At 53.2% G+C, this 23,990-nt stretch carries 21 protein-coding genes; 3 read left to right on the top strand and 18 right to left on the bottom strand.

Going from position 1 to position 23,990, the window contains the following annotated elements; translation table 11 throughout:
- Positions 1–2: 2 nt before the first annotated feature.
- From EDM58_RS06980 to EDM58_RS06950, 7 genes are all read right to left on the bottom strand, one after another.
- Positions 3–983, bottom strand: coding sequence for a 5-oxoprolinase subunit C family protein (locus EDM58_RS06980; RefSeq protein WP_122912691.1), 981 nt, complete (start codon positions 981–983; stop codon positions 3–5).
- A complete protein-coding gene (locus EDM58_RS06975) occupies positions 976–1,854 on the bottom strand; it encodes a 5-oxoprolinase subunit B family protein (RefSeq protein ID WP_246000564.1) in 879 nt (292 codons plus the stop codon). Before EDM58_RS06975 ends, EDM58_RS06980 begins: the two co-directional genes overlap by 8 nt.
- A 74-nt stretch (positions 1,855–1,928) precedes the next feature.
- Positions 1,929–3,077, bottom strand: coding sequence for an XdhC family protein (locus EDM58_RS06970; RefSeq protein WP_183187439.1), 1,149 nt, complete (start codon positions 3,075–3,077; stop codon positions 1,929–1,931).
- Between the two features lie 69 nt (positions 3,078–3,146).
- Positions 3,147–4,004: an FAD binding domain-containing protein gene (locus EDM58_RS06965; RefSeq protein ID WP_122912689.1), complete on the bottom strand. Its 858-nt coding sequence runs from the start codon at positions 4,002–4,004 to the stop codon at positions 3,147–3,149.
- A complete protein-coding gene (locus EDM58_RS06960; protein WP_122912688.1) occupies positions 4,001–6,349 on the bottom strand; it encodes a xanthine dehydrogenase family protein molybdopterin-binding subunit in 2,349 nt (782 codons plus the stop codon). Before EDM58_RS06960 ends, EDM58_RS06965 begins: the two co-directional genes overlap by 4 nt.
- Before the next feature lie 15 nt (positions 6,350–6,364).
- A complete protein-coding gene (locus EDM58_RS06955; protein WP_122912687.1) occupies positions 6,365–6,883 on the bottom strand; it encodes a (2Fe-2S)-binding protein in 519 nt (172 codons plus the stop codon).
- A gap of 26 nt (positions 6,884–6,909) precedes the next feature.
- On the bottom strand, positions 6,910–7,362 hold the full coding sequence (locus EDM58_RS06950; protein WP_122912686.1) for an SRPBCC family protein: 453 nt from the start codon (positions 7,360–7,362) through the stop codon (positions 6,910–6,912).
- Between the two features lie 206 nt (positions 7,363–7,568).
- Here EDM58_RS06950 and EDM58_RS06945 point away from each other — a divergent pair, with 206 nt between their 5' ends.
- Complete coding sequence (locus tag EDM58_RS06945; RefSeq protein ID WP_122912685.1) at positions 7,569–8,816, top strand: cysteine desulfurase-like protein; 1,248 nt, start codon at positions 7,569–7,571, stop codon at positions 8,814–8,816.
- Between the two features lie 76 nt (positions 8,817–8,892).
- Here the strand turns inward: EDM58_RS06945 and accC are convergent, their stop codons facing one another.
- From accC to pdxR, 11 genes are all read right to left on the bottom strand, one after another.
- Positions 8,893–10,239, bottom strand: coding sequence for an acetyl-CoA carboxylase biotin carboxylase subunit (accC, locus tag EDM58_RS06940; RefSeq protein WP_122912684.1), 1,347 nt, complete (start codon positions 10,237–10,239; stop codon positions 8,893–8,895).
- Between the two features lie 13 nt (positions 10,240–10,252).
- On the bottom strand, positions 10,253–10,720 hold the full coding sequence (locus tag EDM58_RS06935) for an acetyl-CoA carboxylase biotin carboxyl carrier protein (RefSeq protein ID WP_122912683.1): 468 nt from the start codon (positions 10,718–10,720) through the stop codon (positions 10,253–10,255).
- 15 nt (positions 10,721–10,735) lie between these two features.
- On the bottom strand, positions 10,736–12,277 hold the full coding sequence (locus EDM58_RS06930; RefSeq protein ID WP_183187445.1) for an acyl-CoA carboxylase subunit beta: 1,542 nt from the start codon (positions 12,275–12,277) through the stop codon (positions 10,736–10,738).
- A 36-nt stretch (positions 12,278–12,313) separates the two neighbouring features.
- Entirely contained in the window at positions 12,314–13,357 is a 1,044-nt protein-coding gene (gene meaB, locus EDM58_RS06925; RefSeq protein ID WP_122912681.1) for a methylmalonyl Co-A mutase-associated GTPase MeaB, read from the bottom strand.
- On the bottom strand, positions 13,354–15,543 hold the full coding sequence (scpA, locus tag EDM58_RS06920) for a methylmalonyl-CoA mutase (RefSeq protein WP_122912680.1): 2,190 nt from the start codon (positions 15,541–15,543) through the stop codon (positions 13,354–13,356). Before scpA ends, meaB begins: the two co-directional genes overlap by 4 nt.
- Complete coding sequence (locus EDM58_RS06915; protein ID WP_122912679.1) at positions 15,540–17,639, bottom strand: methylmalonyl-CoA mutase family protein; 2,100 nt, start codon at positions 17,637–17,639, stop codon at positions 15,540–15,542. The genes scpA and EDM58_RS06915 overlap by 4 nt, the downstream gene beginning before the upstream one ends.
- A gap of 44 nt (positions 17,640–17,683) precedes the next feature.
- The gene (accB, locus tag EDM58_RS06910; RefSeq protein ID WP_122912678.1) at positions 17,684–18,217 is read right to left on the bottom strand and encodes an acetyl-CoA carboxylase biotin carboxyl carrier protein; all 534 of its coding nucleotides are present in this window, start codon (positions 18,215–18,217) and stop codon (positions 17,684–17,686) included.
- A 189-nt stretch (positions 18,218–18,406) separates the two neighbouring features.
- Positions 18,407–19,054 (bottom strand): TetR/AcrR family transcriptional regulator, encoded by a 648-nt coding sequence (locus tag EDM58_RS06905; protein ID WP_183187438.1) that lies wholly within the window; start codon positions 19,052–19,054, stop codon positions 18,407–18,409.
- Positions 19,055–19,105: 51 nt separating this feature from the next.
- On the bottom strand, positions 19,106–20,002 hold the full coding sequence (locus EDM58_RS06900; protein ID WP_122912786.1) for a M15 family metallopeptidase: 897 nt from the start codon (positions 20,000–20,002) through the stop codon (positions 19,106–19,108).
- A gap of 30 nt (positions 20,003–20,032) precedes the next feature.
- Positions 20,033–21,004, bottom strand: coding sequence for a peptide-methionine (R)-S-oxide reductase MsrB (gene msrB / locus EDM58_RS06895; RefSeq protein WP_281275080.1), 972 nt, complete (start codon positions 21,002–21,004; stop codon positions 20,033–20,035).
- Positions 21,005–21,150: 146 nt separating this feature from the next.
- Positions 21,151–22,530 carry a MocR-like pyridoxine biosynthesis transcription factor PdxR gene (gene pdxR / locus EDM58_RS06890; protein ID WP_122912676.1) on the bottom strand — a complete coding sequence of 460 codons (1,380 nt, stop codon included), beginning with the start codon at positions 22,528–22,530 and terminating at the stop codon, positions 21,151–21,153.
- 121 nt (positions 22,531–22,651) lie between these two features.
- On the opposite strand from pdxR, the gene EDM58_RS06885 reads away from it, so the two are divergent.
- Both EDM58_RS06885 and EDM58_RS06880 read left to right on the top strand, forming a co-directional pair.
- Positions 22,652–23,269 (top strand): FMN-binding negative transcriptional regulator, encoded by a 618-nt coding sequence (locus tag EDM58_RS06885; RefSeq protein WP_122912675.1) that lies wholly within the window; start codon positions 22,652–22,654, stop codon positions 23,267–23,269.
- Between the two features lie 68 nt (positions 23,270–23,337).
- Entirely contained in the window at positions 23,338–23,976 is a 639-nt protein-coding gene (locus EDM58_RS06880) for a LysE family translocator (protein WP_122912674.1), read from the top strand.
- Positions 23,977–23,990: the final 14 nt, after the last annotated feature.

Raw genomic sequence — 23,990 nt, 5'->3', positions numbered from 1 at the left:
TCCTAGCTCCCGCTTTCAATCATCTCTGCGACCCGCCCGAGCTTGGTCTGCACATCTTTTCTCGCATCCAAGGCTTCTGCCATCGTGACGGAGACAAAGCGCACTTTTTCGTTCGTTTTGACCTGCGCCATGCGATCCAGATCGGTGCTGATCACAGTCGCGATGGTCGCGTAACCGCCGCCCGTCACCGCATCATGCAAAAGGACGATCGGTTCGACGCCATCAGGCACCTGGATGGACCCGATCGGGTAGCCCAGGTCTGTCACATTGGATGGATTGCTGCCTGCTCCAAATGGCTGCTCGCGTTCGACGAATTGCAGCCGCTCCCCTCGATGACGATACCCGGTTCGATTGGCTTCCGGCGTGACAGTCCATTCGGTAGCCAAAAAGGTTTCTTTGCTTTCTTCCGTCAGGCGATAGCTGCAAAGCCCTACGACGACACGTATCTCATGAGTTTTCCCGTAGGTGGGAATCAGGCTTGCATCCACGCTGGCGCCAGCTGCTACCGGCTTACGGATCATATCTGCCGTGTGGATCACGTCTCCCTCCGCCAATGCCCTGCCTTCAAACCCGCCGATGCCGATCAAGGTATAAGTCGAGCGAGAACCCATGACCAGCGGAACCGCGATCCCGCCCTCAACAGCCAGATACACCCGCGCCCCTCCCTTGACAAAGTCAAAGGAAAGCTGGTCTCCCTCCCGAACCTCCAGCGTCGTCCACATCGGAACAGGCTGTCCATTGATTTTGGGAGGAATTTCTCCTCCTGTCAGACTGATTTTCATCCGCTTGCCAAATTCCAGGACGGGCCCGAGATATGTGATTTCCAACACCGCAGCGTCGAGGGCATTTCCCACCAGCATATTGGCGACGGTGTATGCATATTTGTCCATGGCACCAGAGGGAGGCATTCCGATCTCGTAATAACCGATGCGACCACGATCCTGAACAGTCGTCTGCAGCCCGGGCTTGAGAACCTTAATCATGGTACAACCTCCTTAATGCCCGCTCGGCAAAGCCCTCCAGATCGGCGAGGACCTCTCCCGGCGTAAATTGAATCTCCTTTTTGTGATAGACAAAGCTGCCATCCTCCACTTGCTCACGGATCGCTTGGTACTCCTCTTCCCCTATGCTGCGATAACGGAAAATATCGCCCTGCTTCGGAAAGACGATAGACTCCTGAAAGTCGAACAGCGTCTGATCCTTTTGATAGATTGGCGCGGGCGCAATGCCGTACAATTGGTAGCCGCCTGCTCCTTGAACCGGATAGATGACGGAAAAAGCTCCGCCGAAGCCAAATGCCCGTTCTGGGGTGAACGTACGCGGCCGGACGTATTTGGGCACCTCGATCTGTTTTTCCCGGGGAACCATCTGGAAGCACCAAGGCAACCCGGGAACAAAGCCAATCATCGAGACGAGGAATGGAGCGCTTGTAATCGCTTCGATGAAGGCTTCTGATGAATCATAGCCGTTGATTTTTGCGGAATATTCCAAATCCGTCGAATCCGGTGCCTGATGCCTGTCGCGGAATCTCATCAACGCTTCATGTGTCCAGGGATCGTTGAAATAGACGGGCACATCGACCAGACGAGAGGTGATGGTAATATCATCGAGCCCTTCCATTTCGAGCTCGATTTGCTGCAAACGCGCCATCATTTCCTCAGGCGGGATCACATCCGGATCAAAACGCACCATGTATGAGGCGTTGGAGGGACAGATGTCGTGTACGCCCTCGAGACTGGCTTCCTTCAGCTTTCGCGTGATGGCTATCCCTTTAAAGTTGGCTTCCAAGCTCATCGCTTCGGACAATTGGACAAAGATAAATTCATCCCCGCCATATTCGTAGCGGGTTTGCATCTGGGTAACTTCCTTCACGGCGATCACCTCCATAAACATCTGAAAATCATTGCGTTCAAAAACTGATTTTCTGTTCAAGATGTCTGCGTCAGGGAAAGATGGGATGCTCTCTCGCGAATGGCTTGCCGATCACGCAAAAATCCGCCATCCTGACCCCTGTGCACCGCGATCAATTCTGCCAGGATGCTGACCGCAATCTCCTCCGGGGAATCGGCCCCCAGATTGAGTCCGATCGGATTGTACAAGCGTGAGAGTTCATCCTTGGTAAACGTTATGCCTTCTTGCATTAGAGAATTCATGATTCGCTCGCACCGCTTTCTCGGGCCCAGCATCCCCACATACGGCGCTTTCGACTGTAATGCAAAGCGCAGTGCATCCTTGTCACGCTCCAGGTGATGATTCATGATCACCACGTAGGTACGTCCCCCGATGGACACATCCACCATGTCTTGTGGCGAGATCAGCAAACGCTGCTCTGCTTTGGGGAAGCGTTCCGCGGTATTGAATCCGGGCCTCGGATCGATGACGGTCACGGAAAAACCGAGCGTGGCCCCCATTTCGACTAGCGGCAACGCATCATGTCCGGCCCCAAAGACCAGCAATTGCGGTGCTGGCTGGTATACGTCGAGAAAAATCTCTCCCCCTTCATCTGGGAGGGCAAGCATAGTTGATTTCGCATGAGAGAGACTCAACTGCTGGGAAGCAAGCTGGGTCGCAAACTTGTTCCAGCCCAAAAGCCCGAGATCGCCAAGCGGATTGCCCCATTGCGGGATGAACAATCTAGCGGGATTTGTTTCCAAACCTTCATCTGACTCTGGAAGAAACAAGGTGCAAAGAACCCCTGGATTCCCTTCCAAAACCGTCTTGCGCCATTCCTGCAAGAGATCATTCTGAACAACGGCTGGCGGCAGCGGTTCTATGTACACCTCGACGGTTCCCGGGCAGCCAAGACCGAGTCCCCATACGAGGTCTTCATCCATGACATACTCTTTTCGCACTGGCTTGGCAGTTTCCATTACCTTCAGCGCTATCTCGGCCACGTCTGCTTCCAGACAACCTCCCGAAATCATGCCGCAGGTATTCCCCTGCGAATCGATATACATTTTGGCACCCGGATGGCGATAGGCCGAACCTGTCACACGAATGACAGTCGCAAGCGCTCCCCCCAGCCCTGCCCGACTCGCCTCCTCCATGGCCTTCGCAATCTCCATCTGCTCGTACATCCGCGCACCTCCTCTTTGTTTACCGAGGGCCCACTCCATCAATCGAGTGGGCACCTCCGGCAAACTGCGTCATAGCAAAATGGATTCCAAAGCCCGCTGTGCATACACACAGCAGAGGTGGCGCCGATACTCTTCCGATGCAAATTGATCGCTGCCCATCTCTCCATCATCGGCGGCCAACGATGCAGCCTGGCGAATTCGCTCTGCAGTCGGTGCGTGCCCCAGCAGCTTATCCTCGACGCTTCTGGCTCGGTATGCGACGTCTCCGGCTCCATTGACCGCCACCCGAATGGTGGAGACAACTCCATCGGGGTCGAGGGCGGCAATCGCGCATACTCCGACAACCGCATAGCCGGAAGCAGGATGAGCGTATTTCAGATACGTGCTTCGAGCCCCTTCAGGGGGAATCAGAAAGGAGACGGAAGTGAGGAGACTGGTCTCCGGCAGGGCAGTTACGAGTGGGCCAAGGAAAAATCCATCAGCTTCTACGAGCTCTGCTCCATCCTCCCCTTGGATCTCCAGCATGGCGTCCAGAGCGAGTGCGACTCCGGGAAGGTCGGCGGCAGGGTCCGCATGCGCGATATTTCCACCAATCGTTCCGCGGTTGCGAATCTGGATGTCGCCGATCTGCCCGATCGCCTCAGCGAGTACGGGCAAGTGTTGGGCGACGAGCGGATCCAAAAGCACTTGGCGATACGTCGTCATGGCTCCGATGATGATCCGGTTTCCTTCCTTTCGCACTCCTCTCAGCTCCGGGATCTCCCCGATGTCGATGAGTGTTCCGGGTGTCGTCAAGCGAAATTTGAGCAGCGGCACAAGGCTGTGTCCGCCCGCCAGCAGTTTCCCTTCCCCGTCACTATCCCGCAAGAGACGGATCGCCTCTTCGACGGAGTGGGCTTGAACGTAAGAAAAGGTGCTTGGTATCATTCCTTATCCCTCCCACTGCGAATCGCCCGCCATACTTTTTCAGGGGTGAGCGGCATATCCAGCGCAGCAACGCCAAACGGTTTCAACGCATCCATGACGGCGTTCACTACTGCAGGCGGTGCCGCAGTCGTTCCGGTCTCGCCAATCCCTTTGGCACCGAGCGGGTTGACGGGAGACAGCGTTTCGGTAAAAGCCGATTCGATCGGAGGAAAGAAACGCGCTTTTGGCATCGTATAGTCCATAAATGTTCCAGACTGCAGTTGGCCCTGTTCCGTATAGACTGCGCCCTCCCAGAGCGCTTGCCCCACACCTTGGGCGATTCCTCCGTGCACCTGCCCTTCGGCCAGCAGCGGATTGATCACTCTTCCCACATCATCGACGGCGATGTAACGCCTGATTTCGACTTCACCCGTTCCTTCGTCGACCTCTACAACGCAAATATGGGTGCCGAATGGATAGACGAAATTGGATGGATCAAAGAAGGATTGGCCCTCAAGAGCCGGCTCTACTCCTTCCGGCAGATTCCAGGCATAGTTGGCCGATCTGGCTATTTGCTGGATCGTCCTGCTTCTCGACAGATCACCTTTTACCGTAAATTGGCCCGCGATAAACTCGATCTGATCCACAGTTGTTTCCAGTTCGTGGGCAGCGATTTTGCGCGCCTTTTCGATCACACGGTCCGTCGCCAGCGAGACGGCAGCCCCGCCGACAGCCGTAGCGCGAGAGCCGTATGTACCCCAGCCCATGGAAACGCTTTGGGTATCACCGGACACGAGCTCTACATCCGAAATGGGAACGCCTAGTTTCTCGGCGACGATTTGACAAAACGTGGTAGCAGTTCCTTGCCCGTGCGGCGATGTACCGGTAAAGACCGTAACCGTACCGCCAGGGTGGACGCGGACGGTGCTGTTTTCCCATACGCCGCCTTGAAAGCCGATCGCTCCAGCCACTGCTGAAGGACCGAAGCCGCACAACTCTACATACGTGGAAAATCCAACGCCCAGGTATTTGCCCTTCTGCCGCTGTTCCTTTTGCTCTTCGCGGAAGGCGGCATAGTCGAATATCTCCAGTGCTTTATCCAGCGCCTTCTGATAGTCGCCGCTGTCATAGGTGACACCCATTGCACTGTTGTAGGGGAAGGCATCATTCGGTACCAGATTGATGCGTCGCACCTCTACAGGGTCCATGCCGATTTTGTCCGCAAAGAGATCGACTGCCCGCTCGATCTGGTATGTCGCCTCTGGCTTGCCTGCTCCCCGATACGCATCTGTCGGCGTGGTGTTGGTGTAGACTCCGTATGTGACGACAGCCGCCTGCGGAATGGCGTACGCGCCTGTGACCATCAAACCGAAGTCTATCGTTGGGCAGCCAGCGCCGAATGTGGACAGATAGGCCCCCAGATTGGCCGTGTTGGTTACGCGAAGTGCAGTGATGCGCCCGTCCTTCGTACCCGCAAGCTCTACTTCAAGCACTTCGTCGCGTCCGTGGCTTGTCGCCATAAAATGCTCCTTGCGTTCCTCCACCCATTTCACGGGCTTTTGGATTTCACGGGCGATGCAGGCGACGACGGCCTCCTCCGTATAGGTGGCGATCTTGGCACCAAAGCCTCCGCCGACATCCGGTGCGATGATGCGCAGCTTGGTCTCGGGGATTCCCAACACATCCGCATAAATCAACCGGTGTATATGTGGATTTTGCGAAGTGCACCAGAGGGTCATTTCGCCGCTTCCCGGATTGTACTGAGCAACAGCGCCCCTGGTCTCCATCGGACTCGGGATGACCCGTTGGTTGTAGAGGCGTTGTTTGACCACGACCTCCGCATCCGCGAAGACCTGATCCGGTATCTCGCCTGCTTTCCACAACAAAGCCAGATTATTCGGCACATCATCATGCAGCAGAGCGGCGTCATCCTGCATGGCCAGCTCTTGAGACACGACTGCCGGCAATACCTCGTAGTCCACCTCGATCAGATCGAGGGCGTCTCGGGCCACGTAGCGGTTCTCTGCGATCACCACCGCAACAGCTTCACCAGCGTAACGCACTTTATCGGTCGCCAGTGCAGGCCGATCCTTCGGTTTCAGGTCGCAGCCCGGCAAAAACCACATGGCCGGAACAGCTTTCATTTTTCCTGCCAAATCAAGCCCCGTGAAAACAGCCGTGACTCCCGGGAGACTTCGCGCCTTTTCAGTATCTACACGGATGATCCGGGCATGTGCATGAGGGCTGCGCAGGAAGGCGGCATGTACCATGCCAGTCAGCTTGATATCATCTGTAAAACAGCCGTTTCCTGTCAGCAAACGCGGATCTTCCTTGCGTCTGACAGCACTTCCGATCAAGCTAGCCATCGTTACCCTACCTCCTTAAGCCTTCATAGAGTCGGCCATCGCAACTTTTGTTTCCCCTGCTTCCCTTAACGTCTGTGCGGCATGCTTCACCGCGTCCACGATGAACTGGTACCCGGTACAGCGGCAAATAACTCCCTCCAAGGCAAGACGTATCTCTTCCTCGCTGGGGTCAGGGTTTTCATTCAGCAAGCCGATCGCTGCGATCATCACCCCGGGCGTGCAGAAGCCGCACTGCAGCCCGTGCTTCTCCCAGAAGCTCATCTGGATGGGATGAAGCCCTTCTTTGCTGGCAAGTCCTTCGACTGTCGTAATGGATTTTCCATTCGCCTGCACAGCCAAGACGGTACATGATTTCACGGGATCTCCGTCCAAAAGTACGGTGCAAGCTCCGCACTGGCTCGTATCACAGCCAATATGTGTACCTGTCAGATTCAGTTCCTCGCGAAGATAATGGACCAGGAGCATACGCGGTTCGATAACGCTTTTGCTCTCCGCCCCATTGACCTTCATCGATACCTCTACTTGATGGGCCATCGTCACACCTCCTAAAAATCGAAAGCTTACACCTGTGATGTCAACTTCCTCATTTCCGTGTCTGCCGATTTGAAAAATTGTCCCAAGACGAGCTTTGCCACACCACCCATGACGCGTTGACCTACTGAAGCCAGAACCCCTGTCACCACCACCTCCATTCGGCATGTCACCGCAGCCCCGTTCTCCGTCTCGTCCAGATGCATGTGGGCCACTGCGTCCACTTCTCCCGGCAATCCTTTTCCCTTTACCTTCAAGCAGTAGTAAGATGGCTCTTCCTGGTCTGTCATTTGGACCTGTCCGGTGAATACACCCTTTACGGGTCCTACACTCAATCCCATTTCGACGTCGTAACTGCCGTCATCCATTCGGGAAAAGGATTTGCATCCAGGTATCGCGGTTTTAAGGACGTCCTCATTTTGGATCAACTTCCAGACAATCTCCCTTTGTAATGAAAAGGTATGCGTATAGGATAGCTGCAAGTAGTACCCCTCCTTGAAAAAATGCCAAAAATCCAATTCGGAATATTTTGATAATTTTCGACATTCCTGTTTTTTCTCCGTGCTCGGTACTTTTAAATATAGCAGACAAACATACTTCCTACAACAATGACTCAAAATATTTGAACTATTATGATAATATGAAATAGAAGGCTGATTTTACCATCCCGATAAAGGAGACGAGTTGCATGACGAAAACACTCCGTTCGTTCCCGATCGATGCCGTACGCCAGCAGTTTCCGGCGCTCAAACGAACCTATCAGGGAAAAAGCGCCGTCTATTTGGATGGCCCTGGAGGTTCTCAAGTAGTAAAAAGCTCCATGGATGCCATCTATGCCTACATGGCCAATGGAGGCGCCAATCTGCACGGGTCCTTTCCCTCCAGCCGGGAGACGGAAGCGACGATCGCCGAAGCCCGGGAATCCGTCGCACAGCTCTTTGGAGCCAAGTCAAACGAAGTCGTCTTTGGCGCCAATATGACTACGATCACGTTTGCCATCGCCAGAGCATTGGGGCGGCAGTGGCAGGCAGGAGATGAACTGGTCATCTCGGAGCTGGATCATCGCGCCAATGTCGACCCCTGGCTTTCGATCGCCGAAGATCGCGGCATGACCGTTCGTTGGCTGAGGGTTCATCCGGACAGCCTGACACTCGAGCTGGAGGACCTGGATGACATCATCACGCCACGAACCAAGCTGGTTGCGGTCGGCCTCGCTTCCAATGCCGTAGGGACCATCAACGATGTTCCAACAATCGCATCAAAAGCGAGAGAGGTTGGAGCGATCATGGCCGTCGATGCCGTTCATGCCACTCCTCATTTTTTTGTGGATCGGGACCAGTTGGGAGCGGATCTGTTGCTCTGCTCTGCCTATAAATTTTTTGGTCCTCACATCGGCATCGCCGTCATCCGCGAAGAATTGTTCGAGTCGCTGCTGCCGTACAAGCTGGCTCCTGCTCCCCACTACCTGCCCGACAAGCTGGAAACCGGAACGCAAAACCATGAAGGAATCGCGGGCATCAAGCCTGCTGTCCAATTTATCGCCTGCCTGGGACAAGGCGAGACGCTGCGGGAGCAGTTCCGAAGCGGGTTTGAACTGATCGAATCCTATGAAAATGCTCTGGCAGAAAAAATGCGCAACGCTCTGCAAGCCATCCCCGAGGTCACCCTGTACCAAGCGGCTCCCGAGGTGCCCAAAACGCCGACGATTGCTTTCCGAATCGCAGGCATCTCGCCGCAGGAGGTCTGTCAGCGCATGGCAGATGATCATGCAGTGTTTGTTGCGGACGGCGACTTCTATGCAATGACCCTGGCTGACAAGCTGGGAATCAATCAGGATGGCGGCTGGATTCGTGCAGGACTCGCTCCTTACAACACGGAGGAAGAAATCGACCGGTTTATCCAAGGCATCCAAGAGATCGTACATACCCTTCGGTAATGCAGGATATAGAAAACGAGCCCTCAAGAGTTGCCTCTCGGGCTCGTTTCATCTTTTCACGAAGGATATCCTATGTTTACAATTCCAATTTATGGATCTCCAAGAAGTTCGTCGCAAAATTGCCCGATACGAAGTCTGGATGCTCCAACAGCTTGGAGTGGAATGGAATCGTCGTATGCACGCCATCGATGATAAATTCGTCCAATGCTCGCTTCATGCGCGCGATGGCTTCTTCGCGATCCTTGCCCCAGACGATCAGCTTGGCCACCATCGAGTCGTAGAAAGGCGTTATCTCATAGCCGGGATAAACAGCGCTGTCGACTCGCACCCCATAACCTCCCGGCGGAAGGTAATTGGCTACCTTTCCGGGAGAAGGCATGAAGTTTTTGGCGGGATTCTCCGCATTGATCCGGCACTCGATGGCCCATCCGTTGATCTTCACGTCTTCTTGGCTGAAGGAAAGCGGATTTCCGGCTGCCACGAGAATTTGCTCCTTGATCAGATCAAAGCCCGTAATCATTTCCGTGACGGGATGCTCCACCTGGATTCGCGTATTCATTTCCATGAAATAAAATTGGCCGTGCTTGTCGAGCAAAAATTCGACTGTTCCCGCACCGTGGTAGTTCACCGCTTTTGCTGCGGCGACAGCTGCCTGCCCCATCGCTTCACGCAAGCTCTGATCCAGGGCAGGAGATGGCGCTTCTTCGACGAGCTTTTGGTGGCGGCGTTGAATCGAGCAGTCGCGCTCTCCCAGGTAGACCACATTTCCATGCTTGTCGCCCATTACCTGAATTTCGACGTGTCGAGGCTCCTCTACGTATTTCTCCAGGTAGACCCCTGCATTGCCGAAAGCCGTTTCCGCTTCCTTCTGCGCCTGACGAATGGACTTGCTAAGCTCCTGCTCGTCGAAAGCTACACGCATGCCGCGGCCTCCCCCGCCAGCGGTTGCTTTTACGATGACCGGATACCCGATGCTTTTGGCGACTTTGAGCGCTTCGTCGATGTCGTCGATCAGCCCTTCCGTACCTGGCACGAGCGGAACATTTGCTGCCCGCATCGTAGATTTGGCTACGGATTTGTCCCCCATCTTTTGAATGGATTCTGCCTCCGGTCCTATGAATGCAATCGAGCAATCCCAGCATAGCTGGGCAAAGGAAGCATTTTCCGCCAAAAAGCCGTAACCCGGGTGGATTGCATCTGCTTTGGTCAACAGCGCTATGCTGATGATGCGTGACATATTCAAATAACTGTCTTTGGAAGCGGTAGGACCGATGCAGTATGCCTCGTCGGCCAATTGAACATGCAACGCTTCACGATCTGCTTCCGAGTAGACGGCGACCGTAGCCAGACCCAACTCCCGGCAAGCGCGAATGATCCGAACCGCGATTTCTCCGCGGTTGGCGATTAATACTTTTGTAAACATCCTTCTACTCCCCCTACTTGGTCTTGACTGCAACCAGATTTCGTCCATAATCGACGAGCTGACCGTCCGCGACAAGAATTTCTGCGACTTCCCCATCCACCACTGCACGAACCTCTTCTGTCAATTGGAGGGACTCTACGTTCAGACGGCCAACCAGGTCTCCCGTTTTCATAGATTGTCCGGGAGAGACGGCAGCGTAAAACAAACCCACGGAGGATGAAGAAATGTACGATATTTTTTCCACAGATGCTACCGGCTCTTTGACAGCTGCTGCCTCTTCCACAGCAGCTGCAGCTTGTTGGTAGCCTTCGTTTTCATTGGTTTCTACGGCCTCCTGCGCAGGAGCTTCTGGAGTCACAACGATCGTTGCGGGAGCCGCTTTTTTGATCACGATGCTTTTGCCATCACGCTCCCATTCCAATTCCTCGATAGACGTCTGATTCACTAATTTGATCAATTCTCGTATGTCATGAAGTTTCATCGCAAGTTATCACTCCTACAATGGGATGTTCCCATGCTTTTTCGCGGGTCGGCTCTCTGTTTTGTTGCGCAGCATTTCCAGCGCTTGCGCTACCTTGCTTCTCGTCTCGCGCGGATCGATGACATCATCGACCATGCCGAGGCTGGCAGCGACGTAAGGATTGGCGAATTTCTCGCGGTATTCTGCGATTTTTTCCGCTCTCGTCGCAGCAGGGTCCTCGCTTTGCTCAATCTCTTTGGCGAAGATGATGTTGGCCGCCCCCTCAGGTCCCATCACGGCAATTTCCGCATTGGGCCATGCGTAGACGATATCTGCGCCAATCGACTTGGAGTTGAGCGCCACATATGCGCCTCCGTACGCTTTGCGCAGAATGACCGTAATTTTGGGCACTGTCGCTTCGGAATAGGCGTACAAAATCTTGGCGCCATGGCGGATGATTCCCCCGTGCTCCTGGTTGATCCCGGGGAAGAATCCGGACACGTCCTCAAAGGTGACGAGCGGAATGTTGAAGCAATCGCAGAAGCGGATAAACCGCGCCAGCTTGTCGGAGGAATGAATGTCCAGTCCGCCTGCCATGACCTTGGGCTGGTTGGCGATCATCCCGACGCTGTGTCCGTCGATGCGGGCGAACCCTACGACGATGTTTTTGGCGAACTGCGGTTGAACCTCCAGAAAATCACCGTTATCCACGATTGTCTCGATGACTTTGCGGACATCGTAGACCTTGGTGCTCTCCGCCGGAACCAGCTCCAACAGCTCCTCCTGCAGCTCACGCCGTATCATAGTCTCGACAACAGGTGGTTTTTCCTGATTGTTTTGCGGCAGGAAGCTGAGCAGACGGCGCACTTCTTCCAAGACTTCCTGCTCGGTCTCTCCTGTGAAATGCGCATTTCCGCTGATGCTGGCGTGCACCTTGGCTCCGCCCAGATTTTCCGCAGAGATTTTTTCCCCGGTCACGGTCTCGATGACTTTCGGACCTGTAATGAACATCTGGCTCGTCTTTTCCACCATAAATACAAAATCTGTAATCGCCGGGGAGTATACGGCTCCACCCGCGCAAGGGCCGAGTATCACGGAGATTTGCGGGATCACACCCGAATAGATCGCATTGCGGTAAAAAATCGTCCCGTAGCCGTCCAGGGAGCTGACGCCTTCCTGAATGCGCGCGCCGCCGGAATCGTTCAGCCCGATGACAGGCGCGCCGTTTTTGGCAGCCAAGTCCATCACCTTGGCGATTTTCATCGCGTGCATCTCACCCAACGCTCCGCCGAACACCGTAAAATCCTGTGCAAAAATATAGACGGGCCTGCCGTGAATTTTTCCATACCCTGTCACGACGCCTTCCCCTGGCGCTTCGATCTGGTCCAGGCCAAAATGGGTGGCGCGATGCTCCACAAATGGATTCAATTCCATGAAGCTGTCCGGGTCAAGCAGCAGCTCGATCCGCTCACGGGCCGTAAGCTTGCCGCGATCGTGCTGGGCGTCGATGCGAGCGTCTCCCCCGCCGAGTTGAATCTTGAACTTGCGCTCCATCAATTCGTCGATTTTCTCATGCATTTTGCTCATGGCAGGCTTATTCACTCCATTCACCTTTTATTGAAAGGATTTTTCGTAGATGGCGATCAACTGCTGGACAGCACTTGTCGCGGAAAGCTCTCCCCTGGCGACTCTCCCTTCCACATCGGGGAGGGCCTTGGCCACTTCTGGATGGCTGTAAAAATGTGCGCGCAAATAATCCTCCGTCATGCTTTGCATCCAATTCAACGACTGGGCCTGGCGGCGAGACTGGAGGACGCCTGAGCGCGTCATCTTCTCACGGAAGTTCTCGATAACGGCCCAAATTTCCGGTATGCCTTCAGACGTCAGAGAAGAACACATGTACGCCTTCGTCTCCCACCCTGGCGTGGCCGGCTGCAAATAGTGCAGGACGCGGTTAAACTCGCCTTTTGCAATCAATGCCCGATCTTTGTTCTCTCCGTCTGCTTTGTTGATCAAGAGGGCGTCGGCAATCTCGATGACCCCCTTCTTGATCCCTTGCAGCTCATCTCCTGCACCCGTCAGCATGAGCAGCAAAAAGAAATCGACCATCGACCGAACTGTCGTTTCACTTTGGCCCACACCAACTGTCTCTATCAAAATCACATCAAAGCCTGCCGCTTCACAGATCAGCATCGTCTCTCTCGTCTTGCGGTTTACGCCGCCCAGTGTCCCGCCGGCTGCGGAAGGGCGAATAAAGGCATTCGGGTTTCGCGACAAAAGCTCCATCCTCGTCTTGTCCCCCAAGATGCTGCCCTTTGTCACCGGACTGCTGGGATCGACTGCAAGTACCGCAACGCGATGCCCTTTTTCGCATAGCATCGTGCCAAACGCTTCGATAAAGGTGCTTTTTCCCGCGCCCGGCACGCCGGTAATGCCAATTCGAATCGATTTGCCGGTATGCGGGAGAAGCTGCCCGAGGACTTCCTGGGCTATTTCCATATGGACAGGAGAGTTGCTCTCCACCAAGGTGATTGCCTGCGCCAATACCGACCGGTTATTTTCCAGAACGCCTTGTACATATTGCTCCACAGAAAGCCGGGGACGACGGACTGTAGAGGAAAACGTCAAGGAACTCCGATCATGCTTGGCTTCGCTCATAGCTCGGAAGCCTCCAGTCGATGGACGATCTCCTGAATCACGTTCTGCGCGGCTACCGGAATGACAGTTCCCGGTCCGAAAATGGCTGCCGCGCCATGCTCTCGCAGGAAGGCGTAATCCTGTGGCGGGATGACTCCTCCGATGACCACCACGATGTCATCGCGTCCCAGCTTTTTCAGTTCTTCGACCAATTGCGGCAGGAGGGTTTTATGTCCGGCGGCAAGCGAGCTGAACCCGATGGCGTGCACGTCGTTTTCCACAGCTTGCTTGGCTGTCTCCTCCGGCGTCTGGAAGAGCGGTCCCACATCCACGTCAAAGCCCATGTCGGCAAATGCGGTCGCGATCACTTTCGCTCCACGGTCGTGTCCGTCCTGACCCATTTTGGCGATCATGATGCGCGGACGTCTTCCTTCCCATTGTTCAAATTCATCTGCCATTTTGCGTACCGCAGCCACTTCTTCCGCCTCTCCGAATTCAGCGCTGTAGACACCGCTGATCGAACGGATCACTGCCTTGTGGCGTCCAACCACTTTTTCGTAAGCATCCGAGATTTCGCCCAGAGAAGCTCTGGCACGGGCCGCTTCGATCGCCAAGGCCAGAAGATTGCCTTCCCCCGTCTCGGCACATGTGGTGATCGCCTGCAAAGCGGCCTGCACTCTCGCCTCGTCCCGATTCTCCCGCAGTTCCTTGAGGCGGCGGATCTGCGCCTCCCGAACCGCAGTGTTATCCACTTCGAGAATTTCCAGCGGATCTTCTTTTTCCAAGCGGTACTTGTTGACCCCGATAATCGCTTCCTTGCGCGAATCGATATGCGCCTGGCGACGAGCGGCGGCTTCCTCAATCTTCATCTTCGGCAGACCTGTCTCGATCGCTTTTGCCATCCCGCCCAGCGCTTCGATCTCCTCGATATGCTCCCAGGCGCGCTCCACGAGCTGAGCCGTCAAGGATTCCACATAGTAGGAACCCGCCCATGGATCCACCACTTTGCAGATCCCGGTCTCATCCTGCAAGTACAGCTGCGTATTGCGGGCGATGCGGGCGGAGAAGTCGGTCGGCAAGGCAATCGCTTCGTCCAAAGCATTGGTGTGAAGCGACTGGGTATGGCCGAGGGCGGCTGCCATTGCCTCGATGTTCGTGCGAATGACGTTGTTGAACGGATCTTGCTCCGTCAAGCTCCAGCCCGAGGTTTGGGAATGCGTGCGCAAAGCCATGGATTTCTCATTTTTCGGATTGAACTGCTTGATCAGGCTGGCCCAGATCAAGCGAGCGGCCCGCATCTTGGCTACTTCCATAAAGTAGTTCATGCCGATGGCCCAAAAGAAGGAAAGCCTCGGGGCAAATGCGTCGATGTCAATGCCAGCTTTCAGGCCCGTGCGAACGTATTCCAGTCCGTCTGCCAAGGTGTACGCCAGCTCAATGTCGGCGGTCGCTCCAGCTTCCTGCATATGGTAGCCGGAAATGCTGATGCTGTTGAATTTGGGCATGTGCTTGGACGTATAGGCGAAAATATCCGAGATGATTTTCATCGACGCTTCAGGCGGATAGATGTAGGTGTTGCGCACCATGTATTCTTTTAAAATGTCATTTTGGATCGTTCCGGTCAGCTTGGCCTGGTCTACACCCTGCTCCTCGGCTGCCACGATGTAAAAGGCCATGATCGGCAAGACGGAGCCATTCATCGTCATCGATACCGACATCTGATCCAGCGGGATGCCGTCAAACAAAATTTTCATATCGAGGATGGAGTCGACTGCCACTCCCGCTTTTCCCACGTCGCCGACAACGCGCGGATGATCGGAATCATAGCCGCGATGTGTCGCCAGGTCGAACGCGATGGACAGCCCCTTTTGTCCTGCCGCCAGATTGCGCCGGTAAAAGGCATTGCTCTCCTCTGCCGTGGAAAAACCGGCGTATTGGCGAACTGTCCAGGGACGGGTCACGTACATCGTCGGATAAGGTCCGCGAAAATAGGGAGGCAAGCCGGGCAAATAGCCAGTGTGGGTCATTCCTGCCGTATCCTCTGCGGTATACAAAGGCTTCACCGGAATTTGCTCCAGCGTTTGCCACATCAGCTCATCCAGGGATACGCCTGCCTCTTCCTTGGCTTTTGCTTCCCATTCCGGAACTGATGACAAAGATTTATGGGAACGATACTGTATTTTTGTAAAATCAGGCTGCTTGCTCATGACATCACCCCTATACGTTCCTGAAGGTCGTGAAGCATCTGGTAAGCATTCGTCCGGACATGAATCCAGTCATCCACACCGGCAGTCCGGTATTCGCCCATCTGCTCCGTCCCAGGCAACCCAGCCAAGAGCAGGACGACATCCGGCCTCGCTGCCTTGATTCGTTGCGCGAACGGTACGACAATACTGGGGTAGCTTTCGTCATCCGAGCAAATGGCGACCACTGGCGCACCAGAGGCGATCGCCTCAGCGGCTGCTTCCTCTGCGCTCGTTGCGGGAGCAGGACGAAGGACCTCAAAGCCGCCAACCGCAAAAAATTCGGCACTAAAGTCGGCACGGGCCTTATGCTTCGCAAGCGCTCCCAGTGTTGCCAGGTAAACCGTCGGACGATTGCCGTTTTTCTGCCGGTATTGTTCGGCTCGCTGGCGTAGGCCCTCGAAGGCTTCTGCTGCGCGTTGCTTGCGGAGCGGACGTGCTGTTGTCGGAGCATTTTCTGTCGACAAAACCGCCTTCGCCAGCGTTCCCAGCGTTGCCCCGGCATGGGCAGCCTGTACCGCTTGCTTGATCCATTCAGGAGATGTGATACGGGTTTGCTGTAGCGTTTGCAATAGCGTCGCTTGGCCGGCGGCGTCCGCTTGCGGTGTGGCGCCACGGATGTACTCTTCCTTTGCCAGTGACGGTTCCTCGATGTTGGGGTACATATTGGTTCCGACGATCCGGTCTTTTCGCTGCGCGATATTCTCCGCTTTCTTTGCGGCGACCTGCTCGATCTGCCCTTGTACGAATCCGCTCTTGATCGCGCTCAGCATCCCGCCTTGTGCCTCTACCTGCTGGAACAAGTCCCACGCTTTTTGCGCGATCTGATCGGTCAGCCACTCGACATACCAGGAGCCGCCAGCGGGATCGGCAACCTTGGCGAGATGCGCCTCTTGTTCCAGAATAATTTGAGTATTGCGGGCAATGCGCCGCGAAAATTCGTTGGAAGGTCGGATCGCTTCGTCGAAGGCAGAGACATGAAGGCTGTCGATTCCGCCGATAATCGCCGAAAACGCTTCTGTGCTTGCTCGCAGCATATTGACATAGGGGTCAAGAACCGTTTTGGTCCAGGCGGATGTCCTCGCGTGAATATTCATTTTTTGCGCTTCAGGACTTCCTCCATATGCCTCGATAATCGTAGACCAAAGAAGACGAGCAGCTCTCAGCTTGCTGATTTCCATAAAAACCTGAGATCCGATGGAAAAGGAGAACTGCATCTTGGGCGCGATCTGGTCGATGGTTAAGCCCCGTTTCAACAACTCGCGGATATGCTCGACTCCGGCTGCCAGACCGAACGCCAGCTCCTGCACGGCATTCGCCCCTGCATTGTGGTATGGATGCGACATGACGTGAATCGTCCGCAGTCCGGGAGCATGCTGATTCGCCCACTTGGCCGCGGCAGCCATGTCTTCATAGGCATCTTGCAGGGGACATGGAAGCTGGCCTTCTGCGATAAGTGTCCCGAGCGGGTCGGCCCCGACAAAACCCTTGAGGCACGTTGGCTCTTGGCCGGTCTTTTCCAGATGGGCCAAAAGTAAAGTTAACATGGGAAAAGCCACAAAACCGGTGTGCAAAAACAACGGATGCTTTGCAAGATCGACGCCTGCCAACGCGGCATCCACATCTTCTCTGCGAAAAATGGCGACGCCGCGACTGGAACGAGCCACGTCAGAATTCGGATCCGGGTCCTGCCCCATCAGGCCAGCATGATCCAATACCAGGTTCACCGCCGTCTGCCCGCGCTCCAGATCATGTTTGATGGCTTTGTTGTACGCTTCAGGCGTTGCTTCCCCGATCTCCTGGCTTACTTCCCAGCCCTTTGCAGCCACACCTGGCGCCCGGGTTCCCCGGATATACGGCGCAGTACCCGGAAGTCCTGTCAGATGCGCCAGGTCCTTCACATCCTCCTCGCGATAAATCGGCTGCAAGGTAATTCCTTCGTAGGTTTTGGTAAGCAGTTTGGCATCGAATGAAGCGCCTTTCAGTGATTTTTCCGCTTCCTCTCGCCACTGCTCATAGGTCGGCACCGCAAATTCCTGAAACAACCTCTTATTGCTCATCGATCGATGGCCCTCCCCTCTATGTCCGCTGCTTTATTTGCCAATCAGTCCAATTTGACCAAAAACAAGGGCTGTCCCGGCTCAACCAATTGTCCGTTTTCGACCAGAACCTGGACGATCTCCCCCGACACTTCCGCCTCAATTTCATTGAACAGCTTCATCGCTTCTACGATGCAGACGACGCTCGACGCATGCACCCTGTCCCCCACCTTGACATAGGGAGGCGCATCCACCGCGGGGGCAGCGTAAAAAGTCCCGACCATCGGAGAAACAATCTTCTGTATATTTGCGGAATGATTTTGAGTATCGATTGCAACTTCTGCGGTTGAACGCGGAGATTCTTGAACGACTGCTCGCTCTGTTTGTGCATGGGTGACCGCTGGGGCGACAACAGCCGGAAATGCTACTGGTGACTTGGACGAACTGATCGGCTCTGTTTGCACCCTCGCGACCAATTGTGCACCGGGAAGACTTCTCTTGATGCTGATGCGCGCTTGTTCATCCTTCACCTCTACGGACTCAATATCTGTTTGTTCCAGCAATTTGACAAGTTCTTTCACTTCATAAATGGTTAGCATCGTCATTCCTCCTGATCCACCAAGACCGACTGGTTGGTCTGTATACGGTTACTTTACCACGAGGTGCCTTCTTTTGTACAGACCAACTAGTTGGTCTGTTGCGTGATTTCCTTCATGATCTGTAAAAAAAGCCCCGCTACACCTGTTCAGGAAGAGCGGAGCCTATTTTTCATCCGACACCAAGCTGACCTACCACAGCTTGCCTGGAAAATCATGTTGCTTCAAGAAAAAGCGAGCGTACCTCGGGTTTTTCATCGCGTCTGGCTGCAGGATCGAATGCAAAACCATGTCCGCATAAATATCGGCGATTTGCTCGATCGAATACGTACCTGTTTTTTGATACCACTTGTAGATCCAGTTGACCATCCCGAAAATGGCCATCGAAACGATCGTAACAGGTAGCTCGGGACGAAAATCTCCGCTTTCGATGCCCTCCTGGATCACGGTAAACATCATTTTCTTGTATTGGTCCCGCTTGCTCTCAATCTCGGAGAAATATTCGGGAGCCAAAAACAAGCTCTCTTGATAAAAAATCGTCACCTGCGACCGATACAGATCAATCATCATCACAAAGGACTTGACGATGGCTTGCAGCCGTTCCGGAGGCGTCTCCCACTGCTCGTAAGCCTCCTGCGCCTTTTCCAGTACGTAGGAGATGAACTGGTCGTGGATGATATAGAGAAGCTCATCCTTTGACTTGAAGTTATGATAGAATCCGCCTTTGGATGTTCCGCTCTCTTTTACGATCTGATCTACAGTCACCCGATGATACCCATGCGCTTCAAACAGGCGCATGGAAGTCTCGATGATTCTTTCCCGAATCGATTTCTCGCTCATTATCTTCACCCGTGAACATTATAGCATAGATAAGGCATCGTCAGTCTTCGTCTATGGATTCTGACTGGAAACTGGAGCGACCCCGAAGTATTCTTCCATCGTCAAGCCGCTCTCCACAATCGCCTTGGATGTTTCCACACCTACATAGCGCATGTGCCATGGCTCATAAATATAGCCGGTGATCGCTTCTTTTCCCTCCGGATAGCGCACGATAAATCCGTAATCCGCTGCGTTCTCGGCAAGCCAGATCGCTTCCTTCGTCCCGGCAAAACAGCTGCTCGCTGCGCATTTGCCATCGATGCCAGAGATGTCGATGGCAAGCCCTGTCTCATGCTCGCTCGTGCCGGGGTACGCACTGTAGGTTCTCGCCTTTTCCAGCCCATCCTTTTTCACGTAGCGGTTAAACAGGTCTTTTTGATAGGCGTGAGGGCGGTATGCGGAAACTCCTGCAAGCTGAATCCCGTCCGCTTTTGCTGCGGCAAACATTTGCTCCAAGGCAGTCGCTGCTTCCTGACGCATTTTCCTTCTCTCGCTTTTTTCCGGCAGAAGATACGGCACGTTCGGAAAGACCAGATCTGGCGGCTCGTATGATTCCGGCAATTTATGCTGCTTGTTTACCAGCACGGACATGCTTGCCGGCTCCGCTACGACCTCCAGATCCAGACCCGCAGGTATTTCCTCTTGCTCGCTTGTTCCTTGCTCTTGTGGCGCAGCTTCAGCCGGCTTGCCTGCTTCTTCCTCTTGCGAAGGCTTCACTTCCGTCCCCTCCTGCTCTTCACTCGTTTGTGGAGGCTGCTCCTCTTGCGCTGGCGGTGGCGTCACCGTTTCCTGGGGCGGGGACTGTATCACCTCGCCGCTTGCTGCCTGCCCGCTGCAGCCTGTCATGGCAAGCAAGACCGCTGCTCCAAGCAAAAGGGCTGAACCTCTTTGTTTCCACACTCTCTCCATGCTTTCTTGTCCTTTCAAAGGAAGATCTCTCTATTTTTTTTCAAATAGACGCAGGTACTCTCCGAATCCTTCTTTTTCCAGATCCTTTTTGGGAATAAATCGCAACGCAGCCGAATTGATGCAGTAACGCAGGCCATTGGGACCTGGACCGTCTTCAAAAACATGTCCCAGATGGGAATCTGCCCCGCGACTGCGCACCTCCGTGCGGATCATGTTGTGGCTCAGATCGACGTGTTCCGTCACCTGCGACTGTTCGATCGGCTGGGTAAAAGAAGGCCAACCGCAGTGGGAATCAAACTTGTCAAGCGAACTGAACAGCGGCTCGTTGGAGACGATATCGACGTAGATTCCTTCCTCCTGATGATTCCAGTACTCGTTGGAAAAAGGCGGCTCCGTCCCGTTGTTCTGCGTCACATGAAACTGCATCGGAGTCAATCGTTGCTTCAATTCTTCCAGGCGGTTCGTATCGCGCCACGCTTCCTTTACGAATGCAGCACGACCGGATGCAGCCTGATAATACTTGTAGCGAAGCGGATTTTTCTTGTAGTAATCCTGGTGGTACTCTTCTGCCGGGTAAAAAGGTTTCGCAGGCAGGATCAGCGTTGCGATCGGCTTGTCGAAGCGTTGGCTCTCTTCCAAAAGCCGCTTGGATTCCAGGGCTTGCTGATGCTGTTCCTCGTCGTGGTAAAAGATCGCAGGGGCGTAAGACTGTCCACGGTCAGCGAACTGCCCGCCAGCATCGGTGGGGTCTATTTGCCGCCAGAAAATTTGCAGGAGCTGCGGATAGGAGATCAACGCAGGATCGTAGGTGATTTGAACGGCCTCGTAATGTCCCGTCGCACCGCTGCATACCTGTTCATACGTGGGGTTCTCGACCTCTCCCCCTGTATATCCGGACACGACGCGAATGATGCCCGGCATCTGGTCAAATGGCTTCACCATGCACCAGAAGCATCCTCCTGCAAAGGTTGCGACACGGTAATTGCTAGTGTGATCGCTCAAGTAATTCGCCTCCCTTGGCATATCCTTGCAAGTGTATACGACTGATTTTACATGGAAATCCATGAGAAGACCACTCCTCAGTTGTTCAGCAGGGTCCGATCTCCCAGCAGGAAGCCCTTCTGATGCGGCTGACGTGTGATGGCATTCTATAGCCAAGCCTTTTTTAAGAGTTTCACGCCAAGCTGGATTTCATCACATGATAAATTGCTGAAACCAAGTTTAATCATGGGTCTGTCGGTTTTGTTTTCCATGAAGAAAGGAGTAGTAGGATAGACTTTAACCCCCTGTTTGGAAGCTTGTTGAATAAGCCACTCTTCTGAACGCTCCAAGTGTACTTTCACTAGTACGTACAAGCCCGACTGCTCGCCAATGATAGATATATTTTGTTTGAAATGATTCCTTAACTCCAAAACCAAGTGCTGCATTTTTCGTTTATAAACGTGCCGCATGCGTTTAATATGGCGATTCCATTCCCCTTCTTCCATAAATTTCGCCATGGTGAATTGGCTGAGCAGCGAAGTGGTGCTCTCGAACCGTTTGAACTGATTTTTATAACGGTTGAGAAGCGGCTGAGGCAATACCATATAACTTAAACGAATTCCCGGAAGAAAGCACTTTGAGAAATTTCCGAGATAAATCACTCTCGCTGCATCGATGGAAGCGAGAGCGGGAAAAGGCTGTTGTGTATAGCGAAACTCACTGTCATAATCGTCCTCGATAATGTACCCCTGCCTCTTGTTTGCCCAATGGATCAGCGCATGTCTTTGTTGAATAGGCATGCTTACCCCGTACGGACTGTGATGGGATGGCGCCACATAAATGATTCGAGATTTCATCTGTTCCAGATGTGAAAAATCAGCCCCTGTCTCATAAACGGGCAGCGTTTCAAGTGTAAAATCATTCAATTGAAAAGCTTCTCTGGCGCCATCATAACCAGGATCCTCCACAATCATGCTGGAAAAATCATGTTTCAGGACATGACCGAGGTACACGAGCATTTGTTGGGTACTGCTTCCAATAATAATGGAATGCGGGTCTGTTCTCACCCCGCGAGACTGAAGTATATAGGCTGCGATTTGTTCGCGGAGGCACAATTCGCCAAAAGGATCCCCGTATCGAAAGCTGTCCTTTGCCGTTAATACTTGATTCGAGATTCTCCTCCACGCTTTTAAAGGGAAATGCGATTGATCGACGGCGTCTGCGCGGAAATCAATGTGAACAGATGGTATCGGCTCTGTTTGCTTGGGAATAGAAGAACTGCGAGCCTCTTGAAAGTAAAGGGGCTCTAATTCATTTACAAAATACCCTTTGCGCCCTTCCCCGCGAATATAGCCTTCTGCAACGAGCTGCTCGTAAGCCATTAATGTGGTATTGCGGCTTACTTGAAGGGATTGTGCCAGATGACGAATGGAGGGCAATGGCTCCTCCGCCTTAATGTCGCCATGTTCAATCAATAATTTGAAATGCTCGTAGATTTGTTTGTATTTAGGCGCTCGATCCGTCAAAGCAAATATGGTATTTATCATTTGATCCCTCTGACATGTTCTTTTTTTCAGTATTGTACCTTTTTTCATGTCAGTTTGGATACTATCATTCCGTGTAAGGATATCCGTTGCCTATCAAAAATAAGGATTGAGGAGATGTTACATGTATATCCCAGAGCATTTTGCGATGAAGGAAGGAACTGCTGCCTACGATGTCATACAGGAAAACAGTTTTGCAACACTGTTTTCGATTCATAACGGTTTGCCCTTCGCTACCCATTTGCCTCTGCTGTTAAATCAGGAGAAAACCTTTTTGTACGGACATTTTGCCCGTTCGAACCCGCAGTGGAAGGATATTCAAAACCAGAAGGTGTTAACCGTTTTCCATGGTCCTCATTGCTATATCTCCCCCTCTTGGTATGAGACCCATCAAGCAGTGCCAACGTGGAATTATGTGACGGTTCATGTCTACGGAGAGGTTGAGCTGATCGACGATGAACAGGAGCTCTTGAATACCTTGCATGACCTGGTATTGAAGTACGAAGCCCCAGACAGTTCTTACCAATTGCAGGAGTTGGATGCTGATTTTCTCCTTGGCATGAGCAAGGGGATTCAAGGATTCAGAATAAAAATCGATCAGATAGAAGGGAAGGCAAAGCTTAGTCAAAACCATTCCTTGCACAGACAAGAACTCGTAATCAAACAGTTGGAACAGATTCCACACCCAAACGAACAGCAAATTGCCTCCTTGATGAAAGCCAACCTCCAGCAAAAAGCGTAACCTTTATCACCATACAAGGAGGAGCTCGAATCCATCATGTCCAAAATTACAACAAGGAGTTGCACGTTATGGAGCTTTCAACGATTTGGCTGTTTGTTTTGGCTGCTGCGACATTGTTAATCATCCCTGGACCAGCAGTGTTCTATATCATGGCAAGAAGTATAAATCAGGGCAAAAAAGCGGGCCTGGTATCCGTTCTCGGTGTATCTCTTGGCGGTTCTGTTCATGTTTTAGCTGGAGCGATGGGAGTTTCAGCGATTCTGATGACTTCTGCTACAGCCTTTCAGATCGTGAAGTACTTGGGCGCTGCTTATCTGATCTATCTGGGGTGCAAGACTTTATTTTCTAAATCTGCTGAAACGGCTTCAGATATCCAAGAAGCCCCTCGCGAGAAATTAGGTAAGATTTTTTATGAATCAGCGCTCGTAGAAATCATGAATCCAAAGACAGCACTGTTTTTTTTAGCCTTCTTTCCGCAATTCATATCGCCTGCTGCCGGATCAGTCACGTCACAATTTTTGCTTTTAGGAACGATCTTTATTATCCTAGCTTTTATTAGTGATGGTCTGTATGCAGTTCTCGCAGCAAGCATGAGAAAGCGACTCGTAGGCAGGAAAGCGAGCTCGAAGCTGATGAATCGGATAACTGGCTATTTTTATATTATTTTAGGGGTATTCTCCGCCTTTGCGAGCCCCTCGAAAACCTAAGTGACACAAAGGAA

It is taken from the genome of Brevibacillus panacihumi (genome assembly GCF_003710985.1).
GTDB lineage: Bacteria > Bacillota > Bacilli > Brevibacillales > Brevibacillaceae > Brevibacillus > Brevibacillus panacihumi.
This window is presented reverse-complemented; position numbering and strand designations above follow the sequence as displayed.

Excerpts from the sequence above, each read along its gene's own strand:
- pdxR (WP_122912676.1), bottom strand. The coding sequence starts at position 22,530 with ATGATAAATACCATATTTGCTTTGACGGATCGAGCGCCTAAATACAAA.
- EDM58_RS06935 (WP_122912683.1), bottom strand. The coding sequence starts at position 10,720 with ATGAAACTTCATGACATACGAGAATTGATCAAATTAGTGAATCAGACG.
- EDM58_RS06980 (WP_122912691.1), bottom strand. The coding sequence starts at position 983 with ATGATTAAGGTTCTCAAGCCCGGGCTGCAGACGACTGTTCAGGATCGT.
- EDM58_RS06880 (WP_122912674.1), top strand. The coding sequence starts at position 23,338 with ATGGAGCTTTCAACGATTTGGCTGTTTGTTTTGGCTGCTGCGACATTG.
- EDM58_RS06900 (WP_122912786.1), bottom strand. The coding sequence starts at position 20,002 with ATGGAGAGAGTGTGGAAACAAAGAGGTTCAGCCCTTTTGCTTGGAGCA.
- EDM58_RS06945 (WP_122912685.1), top strand. The coding sequence starts at position 7,569 with ATGACGAAAACACTCCGTTCGTTCCCGATCGATGCCGTACGCCAGCAG.
- meaB (WP_122912681.1), bottom strand. The coding sequence starts at position 13,357 with ATGAGCGAAGCCAAGCATGATCGGAGTTCCTTGACGTTTTCCTCTACA.
- scpA (WP_122912680.1), bottom strand. The coding sequence starts at position 15,543 with ATGAGCAAGCAGCCTGATTTTACAAAAATACAGTATCGTTCCCATAAA.
- EDM58_RS06965 (WP_122912689.1), bottom strand. The coding sequence starts at position 4,004 with ATGATACCAAGCACCTTTTCTTACGTTCAAGCCCACTCCGTCGAAGAG.
- EDM58_RS06970 (WP_183187439.1), bottom strand. The coding sequence starts at position 3,077 with ATGTACGAGCAGATGGAGATTGCGAAGGCCATGGAGGAGGCGAGTCGG.
- EDM58_RS06915 (WP_122912679.1), bottom strand. The coding sequence starts at position 17,639 with ATGAGCAATAAGAGGTTGTTTCAGGAATTTGCGGTGCCGACCTATGAG.
- accC (WP_122912684.1), bottom strand. The coding sequence starts at position 10,239 with ATGTTTACAAAAGTATTAATCGCCAACCGCGGAGAAATCGCGGTTCGG.
- EDM58_RS06975 (WP_246000564.1), bottom strand. The coding sequence starts at position 1,854 with ATGCAAACCCGCTACGAATATGGCGGGGATGAATTTATCTTTGTCCAA.
- EDM58_RS06885 (WP_122912675.1), top strand. The coding sequence starts at position 22,652 with ATGTATATCCCAGAGCATTTTGCGATGAAGGAAGGAACTGCTGCCTAC.
- EDM58_RS06955 (WP_122912687.1), bottom strand. The coding sequence starts at position 6,883 with ATGGCCCATCAAGTAGAGGTATCGATGAAGGTCAATGGGGCGGAGAGC.
- EDM58_RS06905 (WP_183187438.1), bottom strand. The coding sequence starts at position 19,054 with ATGAGCGAGAAATCGATTCGGGAAAGAATCATCGAGACTTCCATGCGC.
- EDM58_RS06960 (WP_122912688.1), bottom strand. The coding sequence starts at position 6,349 with ATGGCTAGCTTGATCGGAAGTGCTGTCAGACGCAAGGAAGATCCGCGT.
- accB (WP_122912678.1), bottom strand. The coding sequence starts at position 18,217 with ATGCTAACCATTTATGAAGTGAAAGAACTTGTCAAATTGCTGGAACAA.
- EDM58_RS06930 (WP_183187445.1), bottom strand. The coding sequence starts at position 12,277 with ATGCATGAGAAAATCGACGAATTGATGGAGCGCAAGTTCAAGATTCAA.